The sequence below is a fragment of the Hymenobacter armeniacus genome, assembly GCF_014699055.1.
In the GTDB taxonomy this organism is placed as follows: Bacteria; Bacteroidota; Bacteroidia; order Cytophagales; family Hymenobacteraceae; genus Hymenobacter; species Hymenobacter armeniacus.
Genome location: NZ_JACXAC010000003.1, coordinates 280167 through 296759 on the forward strand (window position 1 = coordinate 280167; position 16593 = coordinate 296759).

Below are 16593 nucleotides of genomic sequence, written 5' to 3' on the forward strand. Positions count from 1 at the left end.
CCGCCGTCGCGGTGGCCCTGGCTACTTCTTTTTCAGGGCGGCGGCCACGGCCTGGTTCAGCAGGGGCTCCATCACGCGGTAGCCGGCCAGGTTAGGATGCACGCCGTCGGGGCCGTAGGCTTTTTTCAGGCCCTGGGCCTCATCGGCAAGGGCGGTGTGAAAATCCAGGTACACAAACCGTTGCTGGTCGGCGTAGGCTTTGATTTGCCGGTTGAGGGCCACGATTTTTGGGGCCGGCTGCAGGCCTTTGCGCCACCAGAAGTCGGCGGCCGGCGTCACCGAGGCCAGCACCACCCGAACGCCGTGGGCCCGGGCCAGCTCGGCCATGGTCATGAGGTTGTTGAGGGTGGTTTGCGGGGAGTAGGGGCCGCTGTTTTCGGCCACGTCGTTGATGCCGCCCAAGATGACCACCACGGCCGGGCGCAGGTTCAGCACGTCGGCCCGGAAGCGCACCAGCAGCTTGCTCGAGGTTTGCCCGCTGATGCCGCGCCCCACGTACTCATAGGGCTTGCCGCCAAAAAAAGCCGAGTCGGCCTTCACCCAGCCTTCGGTGATGGAATTGCCGATGATGACCACGCGGGGCACGCCGGGCGTGGGCGCGGGCAGGCGCTGGTTGGCCGCGGCGTAGCGCTGCAGGTAGGCCCAGTCGTTGCGCAGCAGGTAGTCCTGCTGGCGGGCGTAGGCCTCGTCGGCCGCTTTTTTGGCCGCATCGGGGGCGGCGGGCTGCTGGGCACGGGCGGCCAAGGGCAACAGCAGGGCGGCCGCCAGCAGCCAGGCCGGCAGGGACGCAGTGAAGGAAGGCATGGGTACGTGGTGTTGAACTGCCCGAAACTAGCATTCGGGGCCTAATTGTCATTGCGGCCAAGCACAAGCCACAACACACGATGCGGCCGCTGGCCTGCTGGGCCAAAACAAAAAGTCCCGGTCGTAATCGACCGGGACTCAGGCTGTGAAGAGAGGACTCGAACCTCTAATTGTACTAGCGAGATAGGCTAGCGCGTCTGCCAATTCCGCCACCCCACAGTGTTGACGATGCAAATTTAAGGCAATAATTGGTTGAAAGGCAAATAGTTGGCTGAAATAAATTTTTGTGAGTACTCACGCATCTTGTAAAAATGCGAGTAAAACGGCTTCGTTTTTCAGCGGCGCAAACCCCGCTATTTAGTCCGAATCCAACATTAAGCCCGGCGCAGCGTCATTGTTGTTTTTCATTCGGACTAAGGCCAAAAGTAGCATTTCTGCAAAGCACCCCCAATTTTGTTTTTCTTGAAAAGACAAAATCCTTTGCGTGATATGTTCAATAAACAAGTTTGCCGGGTTTGGCGAAAACGAGTGTGGGCCGCCGGCGGGAGCGGTTGGTATCTTCGCGGGCCCAAAAAGCCGCCCGTCGATGAGCACCTTTCCCCTCCGTAAAATCATCCATCTTGACATGGATGCGTTTTATGCCTCGGTGGAGCAGCGCGACAACCCCGAGCTGCGCGGCCGGCCCGTGGCCGTGGGCGGGGCCCGGGAGCGGGGCGTGGTAGCGGCGGCCAGCTACGAAGCTCGCGCGTTTGGGGTGCGCTCGGCCATGCCCTCGGTCACGGCCTTGCGCAAGTGCCCGGAACTCCTGTTTGTGCCGCCCCGCTTCGCGGTGTATAAAGAGGTGTCGCGCCAGATTCGGGCCATTTTTGCCGAATACACGCCGCTCATCGAGCCCGTGTCGTTGGACGAGGCCTACCTCGACGTGACGCACAACCTCAAGCGGCTGGATTCGGCCACCCAGATTGCGCGCGAAATCCGGGCCAAAATTTTGGCTGAAACCCAGCTTACGGCCTCGGCGGGCATTTCCTACAATAAGTTCCTGGCCAAGCTGGCCTCCGATTACCGCAAGCCCAACGGCCAGTTTGTGGTGCGGCCCGAGCAGGGGCTGGCCTTTGTGGAGGGGCTGGCGGTGGGGCAGTTTCACGGCGTGGGGCCGGTCACGGCGGCCAAGATGAACCAGCTGGGCATTTTCACCGGGGCCGATTTGCGGGCCCAGCCCGTGGAGTTTTTGCAGCAGCACTTTGGCAAAGCCGGGCGCTACTACCACGCCATTGCCCGCGCCGAAGACCACCGGCCGGTGGAGGCCGACCGCCTGCGCAAGTCGGTGGGTTCCGAAACCACCTTTGCCAGCGACCTCACCGCCTTCGCCGACCTGCTCGACGGCCTGCGCCCTTCCATTGAGGAAGTGTGGGAGTACTGCCAGCGCTCGGGCATTCTGGGCCGCACCGTGACGGTGAAAGTGAAGTTTGCCGACTTCCAGCAAATCACGCGCAGCCGCAGCGCCGTGGGGCCCATCCCCAACCAGGGCGTGTTGGAGCGCATTTGCCGCGAGCTGGTGGAAGGGCTTTTCCCGCTGCCCAAGGGCGTGCGGCTGCTGGGCGTCACGCTCTCGAACCTGGACACGGGCCAGCCCGCCGCCGGGCGCCAGCTCACGCTGAGCTTTTGAGAAGGCTGGAGCACGCCACGTGCGGGGTTGTGCATTGGGTTTTTGTGCGGCAAGTGCTGGAAAAGTGACTCAAAAGCCCAAAAAAATTGTAGTAGAAAATATAGTCGCGCTTTCTACCCGTGGCGGTATTCATTTCCGCAACCCAACCGATTACCTTGCCGACCTTAGCCGCTTGGCCAGCTTGATTTTGGCAAGGTTCTGGCCTTCTTTCGCGCACCGGGCCGCTTTTTGGCTGGTCCGGGCAACCCTACCTGACTTCTAACCATCTCCCTCGCATGAATTTTTCCCGCTTTAAGCTTGGAGTGTATTCCACTTCGGTGCTGGCCCTGCTGGGGCTGGCTTCTTTCTCGGTGTACCAGGGCACGCCCCCGCGCGACCAGGTGGTGCTGGGCGTGATGCTGCAGGGCCTGTCGCAGCTGCACTTCCAGCCCGAAAAGATTGACGACCAGTTTTCGCAGCGCGTGTTCGACCTCTACCTCAAGCGCGTGGACGTGAACAAGCAGTTTCTGCTGGCGCCGGAAGTGGCCAACCTGCGCCAGTACCAAACCAAGATTGACGACGAGCTGCGCGGCGGCACCCACGAGTTTCTGGACGCCACCAGCCAGCTGCTGAGCAAGCGCACCCTCGAAATTCAAAGCCTGTACCGCCAGCTGCTGGCCAAGCCCTTCGACTTTTCGGTGCAGGAAACTTGGGAAACCGACCCCGCCAAGGCCACCTACGCCGCCACCCCGGCCGCCCAGCGCGAGCAGTGGCGCAAGCTGCTGAAGTACCAGACCCTGGCCCAGCTTTCGGAGCTGATGGACGAGGAAGCCCGCAAAAAGGACAAGCCCCTGGCCGCCACCAAAGCCGGCGCCGCGGCCTCTACCACTTCCGACCGGCCCCGCACGGCCACGGAGCTGGAGGCCGAGGCCCGCAAACGCGTGCTGAAATACTACGACGAGTACTTCGACGACCAGCTGAAAACCGACGCCAATGACCGCCTGGCCGAGTTTGCCAACGTCATTGCCAACACCTACGACCCGCACACCGACTATTTCGCCCCCATCGTGCGCGAAAACTTCGACATCACCATGTCGGGGCGGCTGGAGGGCACGGGCGCGCTGCTGCAAGCCGAAGAAGGCCACCTGAAGGTGACCGACATTGTGGCGGGCTCCGCTTCGGCCCGGCAGGGCGAGCTGAAGGTGGGCGACATCATTCTGCGCGTGGCCCAGGGCGCCGCCGAGCCGGTGAGCGTGGAAGGCATGAAGTTCGACAAAGCCGTGAAGCTCATTCGCGGGCCCAAGGGCACCGAAGTGCGCCTCACGGTGCGCAAGCCCGACGGCGCCACGGTGGTCATCCCCATCATCCGCGACGTGGTGGTGATTGAGGAAACCTACGCCCAGTCGGCCGTCATCAAGCAAAACGGCAAGAACTACGGCTACATCCACCTGCCCACGTTCTACGCCGACTTCAGCGGCAAGGGCGGCCGCAGCAGCGCCGCCGACGTGAAGAACGAGCTGGCCAAGCTGGGCAAGGAAAATGTGGCCGGCGTGGTGCTCGACCTGCGCTACAACGGCGGCGGCTCCCTGCGCGACGCCGTGGACATGGGCGGCCTGTTTGTGCCCAGCGGCCCCATGGTGCAGGTGAAAACCAACCGCGGCAAGCCCCAGCCCGTGGCCGACGAAGACCCGCAGGTGCAGTACGCCGGCCCGCTGGTGGTGCTGGTGAACAAGTACAGCGCCTCGGCCTCGGAGATTCTGGCCGCCGCCATGCAGGACTACAAGCGCGCCGTGGTGCTGGGCAACCCCACCTACGGCAAAGGCACGGTGCAGCAGGTGTTCGACCTGGACAACGCCGTGTCGCCGGAAGTGGCCGCCCTCAAGCCGCTGGGCTCGGTGAAGCTCACCATTCAGAAGTTTTACCGCGTGAACGGTGGCTCGACCCAGTTCAAGGGCGTGACGCCCGACATCACCGTGCCCGACGCGCTGAGTTCCTACGCCAAGGGCGAGAAGGAAGCCGAATACCCGCTGCAGTGGGACGAGATTGCGCCCGCTACGTATCAGCCCACCAACTCGCTCCCGGCCCTGGATAAGCTGAAGGCCGCCAGCGCCGCCCGCGTGGCCGTCAGCCCCGGCTTCCGTCTCATCACCGAGGCCGCCCAGCGGGCCACCGAGCGCCGCAAGCAAACCACCCTCTCGCTGAACCTGGCGGCCTACCGCACCGCCCAGCAGCAGGCCCGCGACGCCAACAAGCTGCAAACCACGGCCCAGAACGCGCTGCCCGCCCTCGACATCGCCCTGCCCGCGCCCGACGCCACCCTGGCCAAAACCGACTCGGTGGTGGCCAAGCGCACGGCCCGCTTCCTGAAGCCGCTGCGCAAAGACGCCGCCATTGCCGAGGCCGTGGCCGTGATTGGCGACGAGCTGAAATAACCAATTGGCTTCTGGTTTCCAGAAACGCCCCCGCTGCCGTTGCGCAGCGGGGGCGTTTTGGTTAGCAGCGGGATGGGAAGGCCATTTCTGCGTATACGCTGAACCTTCCTGCCCACGCTGTGTATTTTCGCGGTATGCCCTTCTCTTTCCTACCCACGTTGTCCCCCGAGCTTCAAGCCGTCTTTCCGGCCGAGGAATTGCTGGCGGGCCTGTTGGAAGGGTCGCTGGTGGGCGTGGCGCTGTACCGACCCGTTCGGGGGGCCGATGGGCAGATTACCGACCTCACCATTGAGTTGCTGAATCCGGCGGCCCAGCGCATACTGCAGCAGCCCGCGCGCCCGGCGGGCACCTACCTGCAGTACTACCCGCACACCCTGGACACGGGCGTGTTTGCGTTTCATTGCGAGGCCCTCGAATCGGGGCAGCCCATGCAAATGGAGGTGAACTACCAGGGCGACGGGCTGGACAACTACTTCCGGCTTTCGGCCCAGCGGGTGGGCGAGGGGCTGCTGGTGAGCTTCGACGACACGGGGCTGCACAGCCGCACGGCCGTGGAGCAGGCCCTGCGCGAAAGCCAGGCCCGCGAGCGCGCCGCCCTGGCCGAGGCCGAGCAGCAGCGCCAGCAGCTGTTCGACTTGTTTATGCAGGCCCCCGCCTGCATTGCCCGCACGGCGGGGCCAACGCACGTGTTCACCATGGCCAATGCGCCGTTCTGCGAGCTATTCGGCAACCGTGTGCTGTTGAATCTGCCACTGCGCGAGGCCTTGCCGGAGCTGCACGGCCAGCCATTTCCGGACCTGCTCGACCAGGTGTACCGCACCGGCCACACGTACCACGGCAGCGAGGAGCTGGCCTACCTCGACCAGGCCAACACGGGCCGGGTGAGCCCTGTGTACTTTAACTTCATTTACCAGGCCACGCGCGACGTGGCGGGCCAGGTATCGGGCCTGCTCATTTTTGCCTACGACGTGACGGCCCACGTGACGGCCCGGCAGCAGTCGGCGGAAAACGCCCAGCGGGCCAACGCCGCCAACGAAGAACTGGCCGTCATTAACGAAGAGCTGCAGGCCGCCAACGAAGAAATCCGCGCCAGCAACGCCGAGCTGTTCAGCGCCCAGCTCACGCTGCACGAGCTGAACCAGGAGCTGGAGGCCCGCGTGGCCGAGCGCACCGCCCGCCTGCAGGACGCCCAGGCCGAGGCCGAGCGCCAGCGCGCGCGCCTCGAGCGCCTATTCATGCAGGCCCCGGCGGCCATCTGCATCCTCGACGGGCCCGACCTGGTGTACGAGTTGGTGAACCCCGGCTATCAGGCCCTGTTTCCGGGGCGGGCCCTGCGGGGGCGGCCCATTTTGGAGGCCTTGCCCGAAATTGCCAACCACGAGGTGTACCACACCTTTCGGCGGGTGTACGAAACCGGCATCACCCACGAGGAGTACGCCATGCTCATTCCCTTTGCCCGGTCCGAAGGCGGCGAGCTGGAAGAACGGTTTTTCAACTACATCCAGCAGGCGCGCTACGACGAAGCCGGCCGCATCGACGGCATCCTCGTTTTTGCTTTTGAAGTGACCGAGCAGGTGCTGGCCCGGCGCCGCACCGAGGCCCTGCAGGCCGAAGCCCTGCGCAATGCCGAGCAGCTGGTGCGCCAGCGCGAAACCCTGTACCAGGTGTTTGAGCAAACGCCGGCCAGCGTGGCCATTCTGCGCGGGCCCCGGCACCGCTTCGAGTACCTCAACCCCGGCTATCAGGCGCTGTTTCCCGGGCGCCCGCTGCTGGGCCAGGACCTGGCCGAGGCCCTGCCCGAGGCCGTTGCCTTCGGCTTCGTGGCCCTGCTCGACCAGGTGTACACCACGGGCGAGCCCTTTTTTGGGGTGGAGCTGCCGCTGCAGGTATACGATGCGGCCGGCCAGCTGCTGCCCGAAACGTACTACACCTTCACCTACCAGGCCTACCGCGAGGCGGGCGTCACGGTGGGCGTGTCGGTTTTTGCCTTTGACGTGACGCAACAAGTGCTGGCCCGGCGCCGCACCGAGGCCCTGCAGGAAGAGGTGCTGCGGCGCGAAGCGCAGCTCCAGGAGTTGTTTGAGCAGTCGCCGGTGGCCATTGCCGTGTTTCGGGGCCCCGAGTTTGTGATTGAGCTGGCCAACCCCGGCGTGTGCGAAATCTGGGGCCGCACCCGCGAGCAGGTGCAGGGCCAGCCCCTGCTGCTGGCCCTGCCGGAACTGCAGGGCCAGGGCTTTCAGGAAGTGCTGCAGGGCGTGATGAGCACGGGCCTGAGCTACGTGGCCCAGGAGCAGCCCGCCCAGCTCATGCGCGGCGGGCAGCCCACCACGGTGCTGCTCAACTACGTGTACCAGCCCCTGCGCGCCGCCGACGGCCGCATCACGGGCGTGGCCGCCGTGGCCACCGACGTGAGCGAGCAGGTGGCCGCCCGCCAGCTCATGGCCCGCATCAACGCCGAGCTGAGCACCGCCAACCAGGCCGTGAGTGCCCGCAACGACGAGCTGGCCGCCGCCAACGCCCAGCTCATCCGCACCAACCAGGACCTCGACAACTTCGTGTACGCGGCCTCGCACGACCTCAAGCAGCCCGTCAACAACCTCTCGGGCCTGTTTGAGGAGCTGCGCCACGCCGCCACCTTCGCCGACGCCGACGAGGCCGACCTGCTCCTGCCCATGGTGGACGAGGCCCTGCACCAGCTGGCCACCACCATCGACGACCTGGCCGCCGTGGGCCAGGCCCAGCGCCTGCCCGAGCTGCCCGCCGAAACCGTCGACCTCGAAGAGCTGACCCAGGAAGTGCTCCAGACCCTGCAGCCGCAGGTGCTGGCCGCCCGCGCCCGCATCACCACCGACTTTGCCGCCCGCCCCACCATTTCCTACGCCCGCGCCAACCTGCGCACCATCCTGGCCAATCTGCTCAGCAACTCGCTGAAGTATAACGACCCCGCCCGGACCTGCCGCGTACACCTCTCGCTGTGGGTCGAAGGCGGGCGCCCGGTGCTGCTGGTGGAAGACAACGGCCTGGGCTTCGACGTGCAGCGCCACCGCGACGAGCTGTTTCACCTGTTTCGGCGCTTCCACGACCACACCGAAGGCACCGGCGTGGGCCTCTACCTCGTCAACCGCATTGTGCAGAGCAACGGCGGCCGCGTGGAGGTGGAAAGCGAAGTGGGCGTGGGCACCACGTTTCGGCTGCATTTGTGAGGCTGATTGCACTGGCCGGACACCCCGCTTTTCGTCAGCTGGGGATGGGCCGGACCTGCCTTGGCTGAGCAGACCGGTGCCATTTCCAACCCGCCACCCGTGTTGAGGAAGCCCGCCGCAGTCGAGCAATACCAGCGTGACAGCGCCGGCCGGGCCATAGCTCCGACCTTTGCGGCGTATTCAGCCCTTATTGCCTCGCATGAAAGCCTTCATTTTCGACCTCAACGGGACCATGATTCACGACATGGACTTCCACACCCGCGCCTGGCGCCACCTCTTCAACCACGACCTGGGCGGCAATTTCACCCACGCAGAAGTGAAGCCCCAGATGTACGGCAAAAACCAGGAAGTGCTGGTGCGCGTGTTCGGCCCCGACCGCTTCACGGCCGAAGAAATGGACCGCCTGTCGCTGGAAAAAGAGCGCCGCTACCAGCAGGAGTACCTGCCCAGCCTGGCGCTGCTGCCCGGCTTGGCCGAGTTTCTGGAGGCGGCGCACCAACGGGGCATTCCCATGGCCATCGGTTCGGCCGCCATCCCGTTCAACATCGACTTCGTGCTCGATAACCTGCACATCCGGCACTATTTTCGCGCCATCGTGAGCGCCGACGACGTGGTGCTGAGCAAGCCCCACCCCGAAACTTTCCTCAAAGCCGCCGCCCAGCTCGGCGTGGCGCCCGCCGACTGCCTCGTGTTTGAGGACGTGCCCAAGGGCGCCGAGGCGGCCCACAATGCCGGCATGCAAGCCGTGGTGCTCACCACTACCCACGAAGTCGAAGAGTTTGCCGCCCTGCCCAACGTGCTGCACTTCGCCCCCGATTTTACCGATGAGTTCGTGCGCGGGCTGGTGGGTGACAACGGGGCGAGAGAACGATAAAAAGAACGGTCCTGCTGAGCGCAGCCGAAGCATCTCTGCCGAGGAAGTAAATAATTACTCTTCGCGGTAGAGATGCTTCGGCTGCGCTCAGCAGGACCGTTTTCATAGCCTTTACCTGAGGCCTACATCTTCGGCTTCGACTTGCCCTTGGCGGCGCGCTTGGCGTCGCGGTGAGCCTTTTTCTCGGCGTCGGAGCGCGGGGCCACGGGCGTGCCCGTGCCGGGCGACAGCTTGTCGCGGTTGTTGGCGATGTTGGAGCCATCCACGGCCGTGCTCACGCGGGGCTGATTGTTGGAAGGCGCAGTGGGATTGGTGTTGTTGTCGACCGGAGCGTTGCTGGCCGGCGTGGTTTGGGCGAAAGCCGCCGTGCTCAGACCCAAGGCCAGCGCGAGGGGAAGAATTTTCATGAGAGAAAGCAGGAAAGGAAGTGAAAATGAATTCTCTGCCTACGCGCCACGGCCGGGCTGGGGTTGCGCGCCTTCCGAACTTGGCTACGGCAGCACCGGCACCCGCAGCGCCGACGGGTGCGCCGCGTCGTGGTACAGCCGGATGGTGGCTTTCTGAAAATCCTTGGCTTCGGCCGTGGCAATGGGCACGAAGGTCTGCGGGTTGCGGTCGACGAGCGGAAACCAGCTGCTTTGCACCTGCACCAGCAGCCGGTGGCCTTTCTGGAAAGTGTGGAGCACGTCGGGCAGCTCGTATTTCACTTCGGCGGGCTGGTTGGGCTTGAAGGCCTCCGGCTTGGAAAAGCTGTTGCGGAAGCGGCCGCGCATCACCTCGGCGCGCACCAGACGCTGGGTGCCGTCGGGCAGCTCGTCGATGACTTTCACGATGAAATCGGCGTCGGTGCCGGAGGTGCTCACCCACAGGTCGGCGGTGATGGGGCCGGCCAGCGTGAGGTCGCTGGGCAGCGTTTCGGTGCGAAAGGAGAGGACGTCGGGCCGCTTGGCGGCGAAGCGCTGGTCCTCTATCATGTACTCGTTGTTGCGCCCGCCGTGCACCCCGCTGGTGTAAGGCACTGGGTTGGCCGGGTCGCTGAGGTATTGGGTGAAGGCAGGTGGGAGAACTGGCGCGGGTAGTCCCAGACTGGGGAGGCGGTTGTTTAGCGCCTTCTCAATTGGGGTTTCAAAAATGAAATCAAGCTTTCCAGTTGGTTTGAAATAAAGCATCTGCGTTGCGGCGGGAGCAGGCGGCCAGGCCGCATACATTTTCCACTCGTTCGTACCCGTGTTAAACACCGTCGCTTCGGCCGGGTTGAAGTTGCCTTTGTCTTTCAGGTAGAAGTTGAAAAACGGCGTTTCCAACGTTTGGCGGTAGGTTTCGGCGGTGTTCGAGCCGAAGCTGAGGGGGCCAAACTTGCTCCAGTCGGGGCGGCTCCAGGCGCCGTGGGTCCAGGGGCCCATCACGAGGCGGTTGGTGGCGCCGGGGTTCTGCTTTTCGATGGCCTTGTAGGTGTTCAGGGCGCCGTACAGGTCCTCGGCATCAAACCAGCCGCCCACCACCAGCACGGCCGGTTTCACGCCCGTGAGGGCCGTGCGGATGTTGCGCGCCTGCCAGTAGGCGTCGTAGGTTTCGTGCTGCTGGTACTCGTTCCAGATGCGGGCCCGGTTGTTGAAATACTGCGGGCCGTTGGCGTTTTTGACGGGGCCGAGGTCCAGAAAGAACTTGTAGGCATCCTTGGGCTCGAATTTGAACAGCGGCTGGTACTCGGCCACGGGCTGGGGCCGGGGCACGTCGAAATAATTGGTGAACTCAAAGTTGTCGAGCAGAAAAAACGCGCCCTTGTGCCGCGCGTCGTCGCCCATAAACTCATCCGTGACCGGGGCCTGCGGCGACACCGCTTTCAGGGCCGGGTGGGCGTTGGGCAAGGCCGCCGAGGCATAGAAGCCGGGGTAGCTGATGCCCACCATGCCCACGCGGCCGTTATTGCCGGGCACGTTCTTCAGCAGCCACTCAATGGTGTCGTAGGTGTCGGTGCTTTCGTCGTGGGCTTTGCCGGCTGTGGACGTGCCCGGCAAAGCCGGCGTCATCTCCTCAAACCGGCCCTCGCTCATGTAGCGCCCGCGCACGTCCTGCCGCACAAAAATGTACTTTTCTTCCGTCAGTTCGCGGCTGGGGCCAGGCCCGCGGCCGGGGTATTTCTGCTCGCCGTAGGGCCCGGCCGAGTAGGGCGTGCGCGTAAGCAAAAACGGGTAAGGCGTGGCCGCCGAGGCGTCTTTGGGCACGTAGATGGTGGTGTAGAGACGCACCCCGTCGCGCATCGTAATCCGGCGGTCGAGCTTGGTGTAGTGCTGCCGCACGTACACCGAATCCTGCGGCCCCGATTGGGCCCGGGCGGCCGGGGCATTGGCACAGATGGTAGCCAGAAGGGCAAGCGTGAGGCAGGGGCGAAGCATGGGGAAAGAGAAAGTGCGAAGAGGAAATGTGAATTGAGTAGCCAAAGAACGTCATGCCGAGCGCCGCGGCATCCCGCGTGCACCGTCAGGCCTTGACGTTCTGCATTGAGCTCAGCGCAGCAACCGCACCGTGGTGTCGAGACGCTGGCTGATGAGGTAGTCGCGGTACTGCTGGCGCAGGCGGGCCATGGCCTCGCGCTGCTCGTCGCGCTGAAACAGGCGCACTTTGTATTTTTCTTTCGGGGCCGTGCGGCGCAGGTTCACGTAGGTCAGCTTGCCGTTGTCGGATTGGCTGACCGGCTCCCCGTTCTGGATGCGCTCCACGCGTTTGTCGTTGTTGCCGAACAAGGCCTGCAGCGGTTTCAGGCCAACGAAGAGGTTGGTGGCGCCGTCGAGCCCGTAGTGTCCGCCGATTTCGAGGTTGCTCAGGTTGCTGTTCAGGCGCAGGCCGGGGATGATGAGCTGGCTCTGCGTCAGCAAAAACTCGCCGCTCACGGGTTCAAAATACAAGTGGCTGGTGCGTTCGGCTTTCATGAACTTCAGCGCTTCCATCAGCACTTCCACGTTCAGCAGCTCCAGGCCCTTGATGTCCGTTTTGAGGTAGCCGTCGGTGGCCGACAAGCTGGGCAAAAACCGCGCATTTAAGTCGGTGCGGATGTCGGCCACGCCCCGCACGCTGCCCCGCACGTTGTCGCCGCCCAGCACGTTGAGGCCCATGGCCGTGATGGTGCCGAACAGGGCCGGCAGGGCCACGTCCTGCAGGCGCATTTGCAGCTGCGTGGGGTGGTGGGCGCGGTTGGCGGTGCTGCGCATCGAGCCGCTCAGGCTGATGCGGCCGTCCAGCGCTTCCACCGAGCACTCGTCCAGCCGGGCCTGGCCTTCGAGCAGGTGGGCCAGCAGCCGAAACTTCCCCCCGCTGAGCGCGGCATAGTTCACGCGGTCGGCTTCCACGTGCAGCACCGCGCTCAGCACCCCGTTCGAGAGCAGGGAGCGGTTCTCCTTCGATTCGGCCCGCAGGGCGCGGCGCTCGGCCCGGCGCTCGGCCCGCGCCAGGGTCTGGGCGGTAAACACGGTGTCGGCCGAGGTGGTGAGGTTGGCGATGAGGCCCAGCAGGCGCGTCACGTCGAGGGTGGCGTAGCGCAGGGTCAGGTCGGCGTCGGCGGCCAGCAGGCGCAGGTTTTCTACCTGCGCCGTGGCGGTGGCCTCGCCCCGGCCGCCCTCCGGCGTCCGAAACCGGAGGTAGGGCAGGCGCAGCAGGGAGCCCGTTTTTATCAGCTTCAGGTTCACACTGCCCAGGCTTTCTTCTTCGGGCAGCTGCACGTGGTCGATGTCGAGGGTGAGGCGGCCGTTGGCGGCCAGCAACAGGTCGCGCAGGGCCGGCACGGCCACGCCCGCCGCCTTGCCCGCCGCCTTGCCCGGGCGGCGGGCGCGGGCGGCGGCGCGCGGCTCGGGCCGGGTGAAGCGCTCCACAAATTGCCGGTAGTTCAGGTGGGCAAAGTGCACGCCCAGCTCGTATTCCACGGGCGCCACGCGGTTGTCGGGGTCGGTGGGCCAGTGCACGTTGCCGCGCACTTCGCCGCCCCACACCCGGCCCGCCAACTGCTGCAGCTGCACCTGCCGGCCGTCGTGGCGCACGGTCACGGCCAGGTCGTAGAGGGTGTCGGAGGCCAGCAGCAGGCGCTGGCAGCGCAGGCTGGCATCCAGCAGCAGGCCCGGCGGAATCAGCTCGCTGCCCAGCGTGGCGGCCAGTTGGGCGCGGTTGCGCGGGGCGCGGCGCGGCTTGGGCAGGCTGGTGGGCGCGAAGCCCGGCCCCGCCGTGCGCGGCACCGGCCGCAGCAGCGTGCGCAAGCTGGCCACGCGCAATTCATCCACCGCAAACGAGCCTTTGATGCTGGCCGTGGCGTGCTGCCCAGTTAGGTAGTCGAGCAGGTACACGGTGGTGGCCGAGGCCTGAAACCGCATCCCGTTGAGCACGCCGGCGGCGTTGGAAAGCTGCCACAGGCTGTCCTGCAGCCCCACGTTCACGTCGAGCTGGGTGAGGTCGGCGCCGCGGGCGGGCAGCCAAAACGAGGCCCCGCGCAGGTTCACCGTGCCCCGCAGCGACATGTTCTTGCGCGGCTCCAGGTCCGGGCGGCCCGGCGGCGGGGGCAGCAGGCCGCGCACCTGCACGTCGAGGTCGGCCAGGCCGGCGCGGGCGCGCCAGCGGCCCGGCGACACCACCGCGGCCAGCTCCGGCAGCTCGGTGCGCCCCCGGAAGCGCCCGTTCACGTACGGCCGCTTGAAGTCGCGCAAGGTCATGGCCACGTCGAGGCGGCCGGCGCGGGAGTAAATCCGGCAACGCTTCAGGGTGAGCACCTGGGAGCGCACGTTGTGGCGGGGGCCGTTGTCGAGGGTGCCGGCCAGGTCCCAGCGCGTGATGTGGCGCCCCTCGCCGGGCCACTTTAGGCTAGCGGCCTGCAGGCCAAACTCCAGCACGTTGTGCGGCGTCACTTTGGGCCCGCTCAGCCCCGTGATGGTGTAGTGAATGTGCGCTTTGCTGGGGCTGCTGGCCCCGGCCAGGTAGGGCTCGAGGCGCGGCGGCAGGGCCGCGTGCAGCACGTCGGTGAGGGGCTGGTTGCCCACGAAGCGCAGGTTCATAAGGGCGCCTTCGGGGTGGTCGGGGGCCACGGTGTGGGTGCCGCTCACCCGAATGGTGTCGCCGTTGAGGGTGGCGCGGGTGCGGTAGAGCAGGCCCTGGCGGTTGGCAAACGTGTAGCGGTAGTGCACGGCCGCGTGCACCGGCTCGCGTTCAAACAAGGTGCCGGCCCGCGTGCGCAGGTAGCTCAGCTGCCCGTCCAGGGTGCCGGCCACCCGCAGCACGCCGCCCTGCAGCCGGGCCGACAGGTGGGCCGCGTCGACCTGGGCGCCAAAGGCCGTGCGCAGGTAGCCATTCTGGGCGCTGAAGCGGAAATTCGACACCAGCAGCTCATCCAGCTCCAGGTTCACCAGCGGCGGCTTGCCGGTGCCGCGGCGCCGCTTGCCGCGCAGCCCCCAGGACCGGCCCAGCGAGTCGACCCGCTCCCGGAAGTCCACGTCGGTTACGGCCAGGCGCTTCACCTGCAGTTGCCCGCGCAGCAGCCGCAGCAGCTCCACGCGCAGGTCGGCGCGGGCAATGCGCAGCACGGGCATGCGCCGGCCGTAAGACGTATCGGTGAGGGCAATGTGCTGAATGGACGCCGTGAGGTGCGGAAAGTCGCGCCACGGCGACAGTTCCACCGTGAAGGGCTCCAGCACCAGCTCCGAATTGCGGGTGAGGGCCCGGCGCACTTTTTGGGCCACCAGCCGGCGGCCATAGTCGCTGCCCAGCAGCCACACGGCCGCCACTCCCCCCAGCACGCACAGCAGAAGCACTGCCGCTACCACGCGCCGGAAGGAAAATGATTTCATAAGAGCCGTATTTGCCGTTGCTGCCGCCGAACTGGCCGCACACCGTTCGGCCAAAGTAGCCCAAATACGGGAAAAGCGCCGCCGTGAAGGCGTTTCAACCGGCAAAGAGGCCAGAAATTTCGTCCCGCCGCCTATTCACGGCTCGCCCAATGCACTTGGCTGCTTCCTAAGAATTGCCTAGCTTACCGGCCCCATTGCGCCGCTGCCGAACGGCGTACCCGCGTGACCGGACGAGAGGGCCGCAGCGGACGCAAAAAAACAGGACGTTCTTGTGCCACCGCACCGGCTTCTAAGACTTTTTTTGTACGTCTTTAAGCCGCCACCGGCAAGGTGAATAAGAAGCGGCTGCCTTTATTCGGCTGGCTTTCAACCCATAAGGTGCCGCCTTGCGCAGTAATGAATTCGCGGGATATGCTCAGCCCCAGCCCGGAGCTGCTGCCCGTGGCCGTGCGCCCCGGCACCCCCGCAAACCGCTGAAAAATGCGCTTGTGGTACTCGGCCGGAATGCCGGGGCCGCAGTCTTCCACGCTCACGCGCACCATTTCGCCCCAGGGCATCACCCGCACCACCAGCGGGGCCGCCGTGGGCGAATACCGGATGGCGTTTGAGAGCAGGTTGATGAGCACCCAGGTGGTTTTTTCCATGTCGCCCTGCACCTCGGGCAGCGCGTCGGCCACCTGCACGTCGAGCCGCAACTGCTTGTCGGTGAGCTGCGGATGCACGGTTTGGGTGGCGTAGCCGATGACGTCGGCCAGGCGCATGCGCTGCACGTCGAGCTTGATGCCGGCCCCGGCGTCGAGGCGGGCCACGTCGATGAGCTGACCCACCATGTTGAGCAGGCGCTGGGTTTCCTCGCCAATGCCGGTGGCCAGGCGCTGGCGCTCGGCGGCGTCGGTGCGCTCGTTTTGCAGCAGCATCAGGCTGAGCTTGATGCTGGCCAGGGGCGTCTTGAGCTCGTGCGAAATGGTGGCCAGGAAGCCGGATTTCACTTCGTCGAGCTTTTTGAAATCGGACACGTTGCGCAAGCAGAAGATGTGGCCGCCGGGCACTGGCTTGCCCGTGGTGCCGTCCGTCATTTCGATGGGGCTGATGCTGAGCTGATAGTGCGGCGACTCGCCCTTGTGCGGAAAGGTGAACACGGGGTCGGGCTCGGCGTCGCCGGCCAGGTTGTGGGCGGCCAGCGGGGCCAGCAGCTCGCGCAGTAGCTCGTTGGTTTCGGCCAGCCGGTCGGCCGATTGGCCTTCCAGCTCGGCCGCGCGCAGGCCCAGCAGGTCGCAGGCCACGGGGTTGGCCAGAATGATGGTGCGGTGCTCATCAAGCAGCAGCAGGCCCTCGTCGAGGCTGCGCACCAGGCTGTCCATGCGGTTGCGCTCGGCGAAGAGGGCGGCCAGCGTGGCGCGGCGCTCGTTCTGGGCCTGGCTGAGCACCCGGTTCACGGCGGTGGCCACGGAGCCCACCTCGTCGCGCCGGCCCACGCCCACGCGGGTGGCGGGGCCGGGGCCGGCCACGCGCTCCACGTCGGAAGTGAGGCGGCGCAGCGGGCGCACCACAATGCGCGGCAGCCGCACCATCATCACCACGCCCACGGCCGTGCCGGCCGCCAGAAACGCCAGCACCGTGGAGCGGGCCAGGTTGAAATCGGCCTGCTCGATGCCGTGGGCGCCGTGCTCGAGGTAGCTGATGGTGAGAAAGGCGTAGCCGCCCAGCCCCAGCAGCAGCAGCAGGAGCACAAAGACGCTAAGGCGAATTTTGAGTTTAAGGGACATGAGCAAGCAGCTGGAATCAAAAAGCCCGCGCAAAAGCGCGGCGGCCA

General features: G+C 65.6%; 9 protein-coding genes and 1 tRNA gene. 4 read left to right on the plus strand and 6 right to left on the minus strand.

The genetic code is table 11. From position 1 onward, the window contains the following. Positions 1-21: 21 nt before the first annotated feature. Together IC234_RS09595 and IC234_RS09600 are read right to left on the minus strand one after the other, a co-directional pair. A complete protein-coding gene (locus IC234_RS09595) occupies positions 22-804 on the minus strand; it encodes a GDSL-type esterase/lipase family protein (protein ID WP_190923886.1) in 783 nt (260 codons plus the stop codon). A gap of 143 nt (positions 805-947) precedes the next feature. After that, positions 948-1023, minus strand: a tRNA-Asp gene (locus tag IC234_RS09600). Positions 1024-1390: 367 nt separating this feature from the next. On the opposite strand from IC234_RS09600, the gene dinB reads away from it, so the two are divergent. The 4 genes from dinB to IC234_RS09620 all read left to right on the plus strand — a co-directional run bounded on the left by dinB (position 1391) and on the right by IC234_RS09620 (position 8958). Further along, positions 1391-2470, plus strand: a complete 1080-nt coding sequence (dinB, locus tag IC234_RS09605; RefSeq protein ID WP_190923888.1) for a DNA polymerase IV — start codon at positions 1391-1393, stop codon at positions 2468-2470. 275 nt (positions 2471-2745) lie between these two features. Continuing rightward, positions 2746-4881, plus strand: coding sequence for a carboxy terminal-processing peptidase (locus IC234_RS09610; protein WP_190923890.1), 2136 nt, complete (start codon positions 2746-2748; stop codon positions 4879-4881). Positions 4882-5039: 158 nt separating this feature from the next. Continuing rightward, positions 5040-8084 carry a PAS domain-containing sensor histidine kinase gene (locus IC234_RS09615; RefSeq protein ID WP_190923892.1) on the plus strand — a complete coding sequence of 1015 codons (3045 nt, stop codon included), beginning with the start codon at positions 5040-5042 and terminating at the stop codon, positions 8082-8084. A gap of 199 nt (positions 8085-8283) precedes the next feature. Continuing rightward, positions 8284-8958: an HAD family hydrolase gene (locus tag IC234_RS09620; RefSeq protein WP_190923894.1), complete on the plus strand. Its 675-nt coding sequence runs from the start codon at positions 8284-8286 to the stop codon at positions 8956-8958. 122 nt (positions 8959-9080) lie between these two features. Here IC234_RS09620 and IC234_RS09625 read toward each other — a convergent pair whose 3' ends face one another. The 4 genes from IC234_RS09625 to IC234_RS09640 form a co-directional block, all read right to left on the minus strand. Then, positions 9081-9365 carry a hypothetical protein gene (locus tag IC234_RS09625; RefSeq protein WP_190923896.1) on the minus strand — a complete coding sequence of 95 codons (285 nt, stop codon included), beginning with the start codon at positions 9363-9365 and terminating at the stop codon, positions 9081-9083. A gap of 84 nt (positions 9366-9449) precedes the next feature. Continuing rightward, positions 9450-11354 (minus strand): CocE/NonD family hydrolase, encoded by a 1905-nt coding sequence (locus tag IC234_RS09630; protein WP_190923898.1) that lies wholly within the window; start codon positions 11352-11354, stop codon positions 9450-9452. 111 nt (positions 11355-11465) lie between these two features. Then, positions 11466-14780 (minus strand): AsmA-like C-terminal region-containing protein, encoded by a 3315-nt coding sequence (locus IC234_RS09635; protein WP_190923900.1) that lies wholly within the window; start codon positions 14778-14780, stop codon positions 11466-11468. Positions 14781-15091: 311 nt separating this feature from the next. Further along, positions 15092-16546 carry a sensor histidine kinase gene (locus IC234_RS09640; RefSeq protein WP_190923902.1) on the minus strand — a complete coding sequence of 485 codons (1455 nt, stop codon included), beginning with the start codon at positions 16544-16546 and terminating at the stop codon, positions 15092-15094. Between the last annotated feature and the right edge of the window lie 47 nt (positions 16547-16593).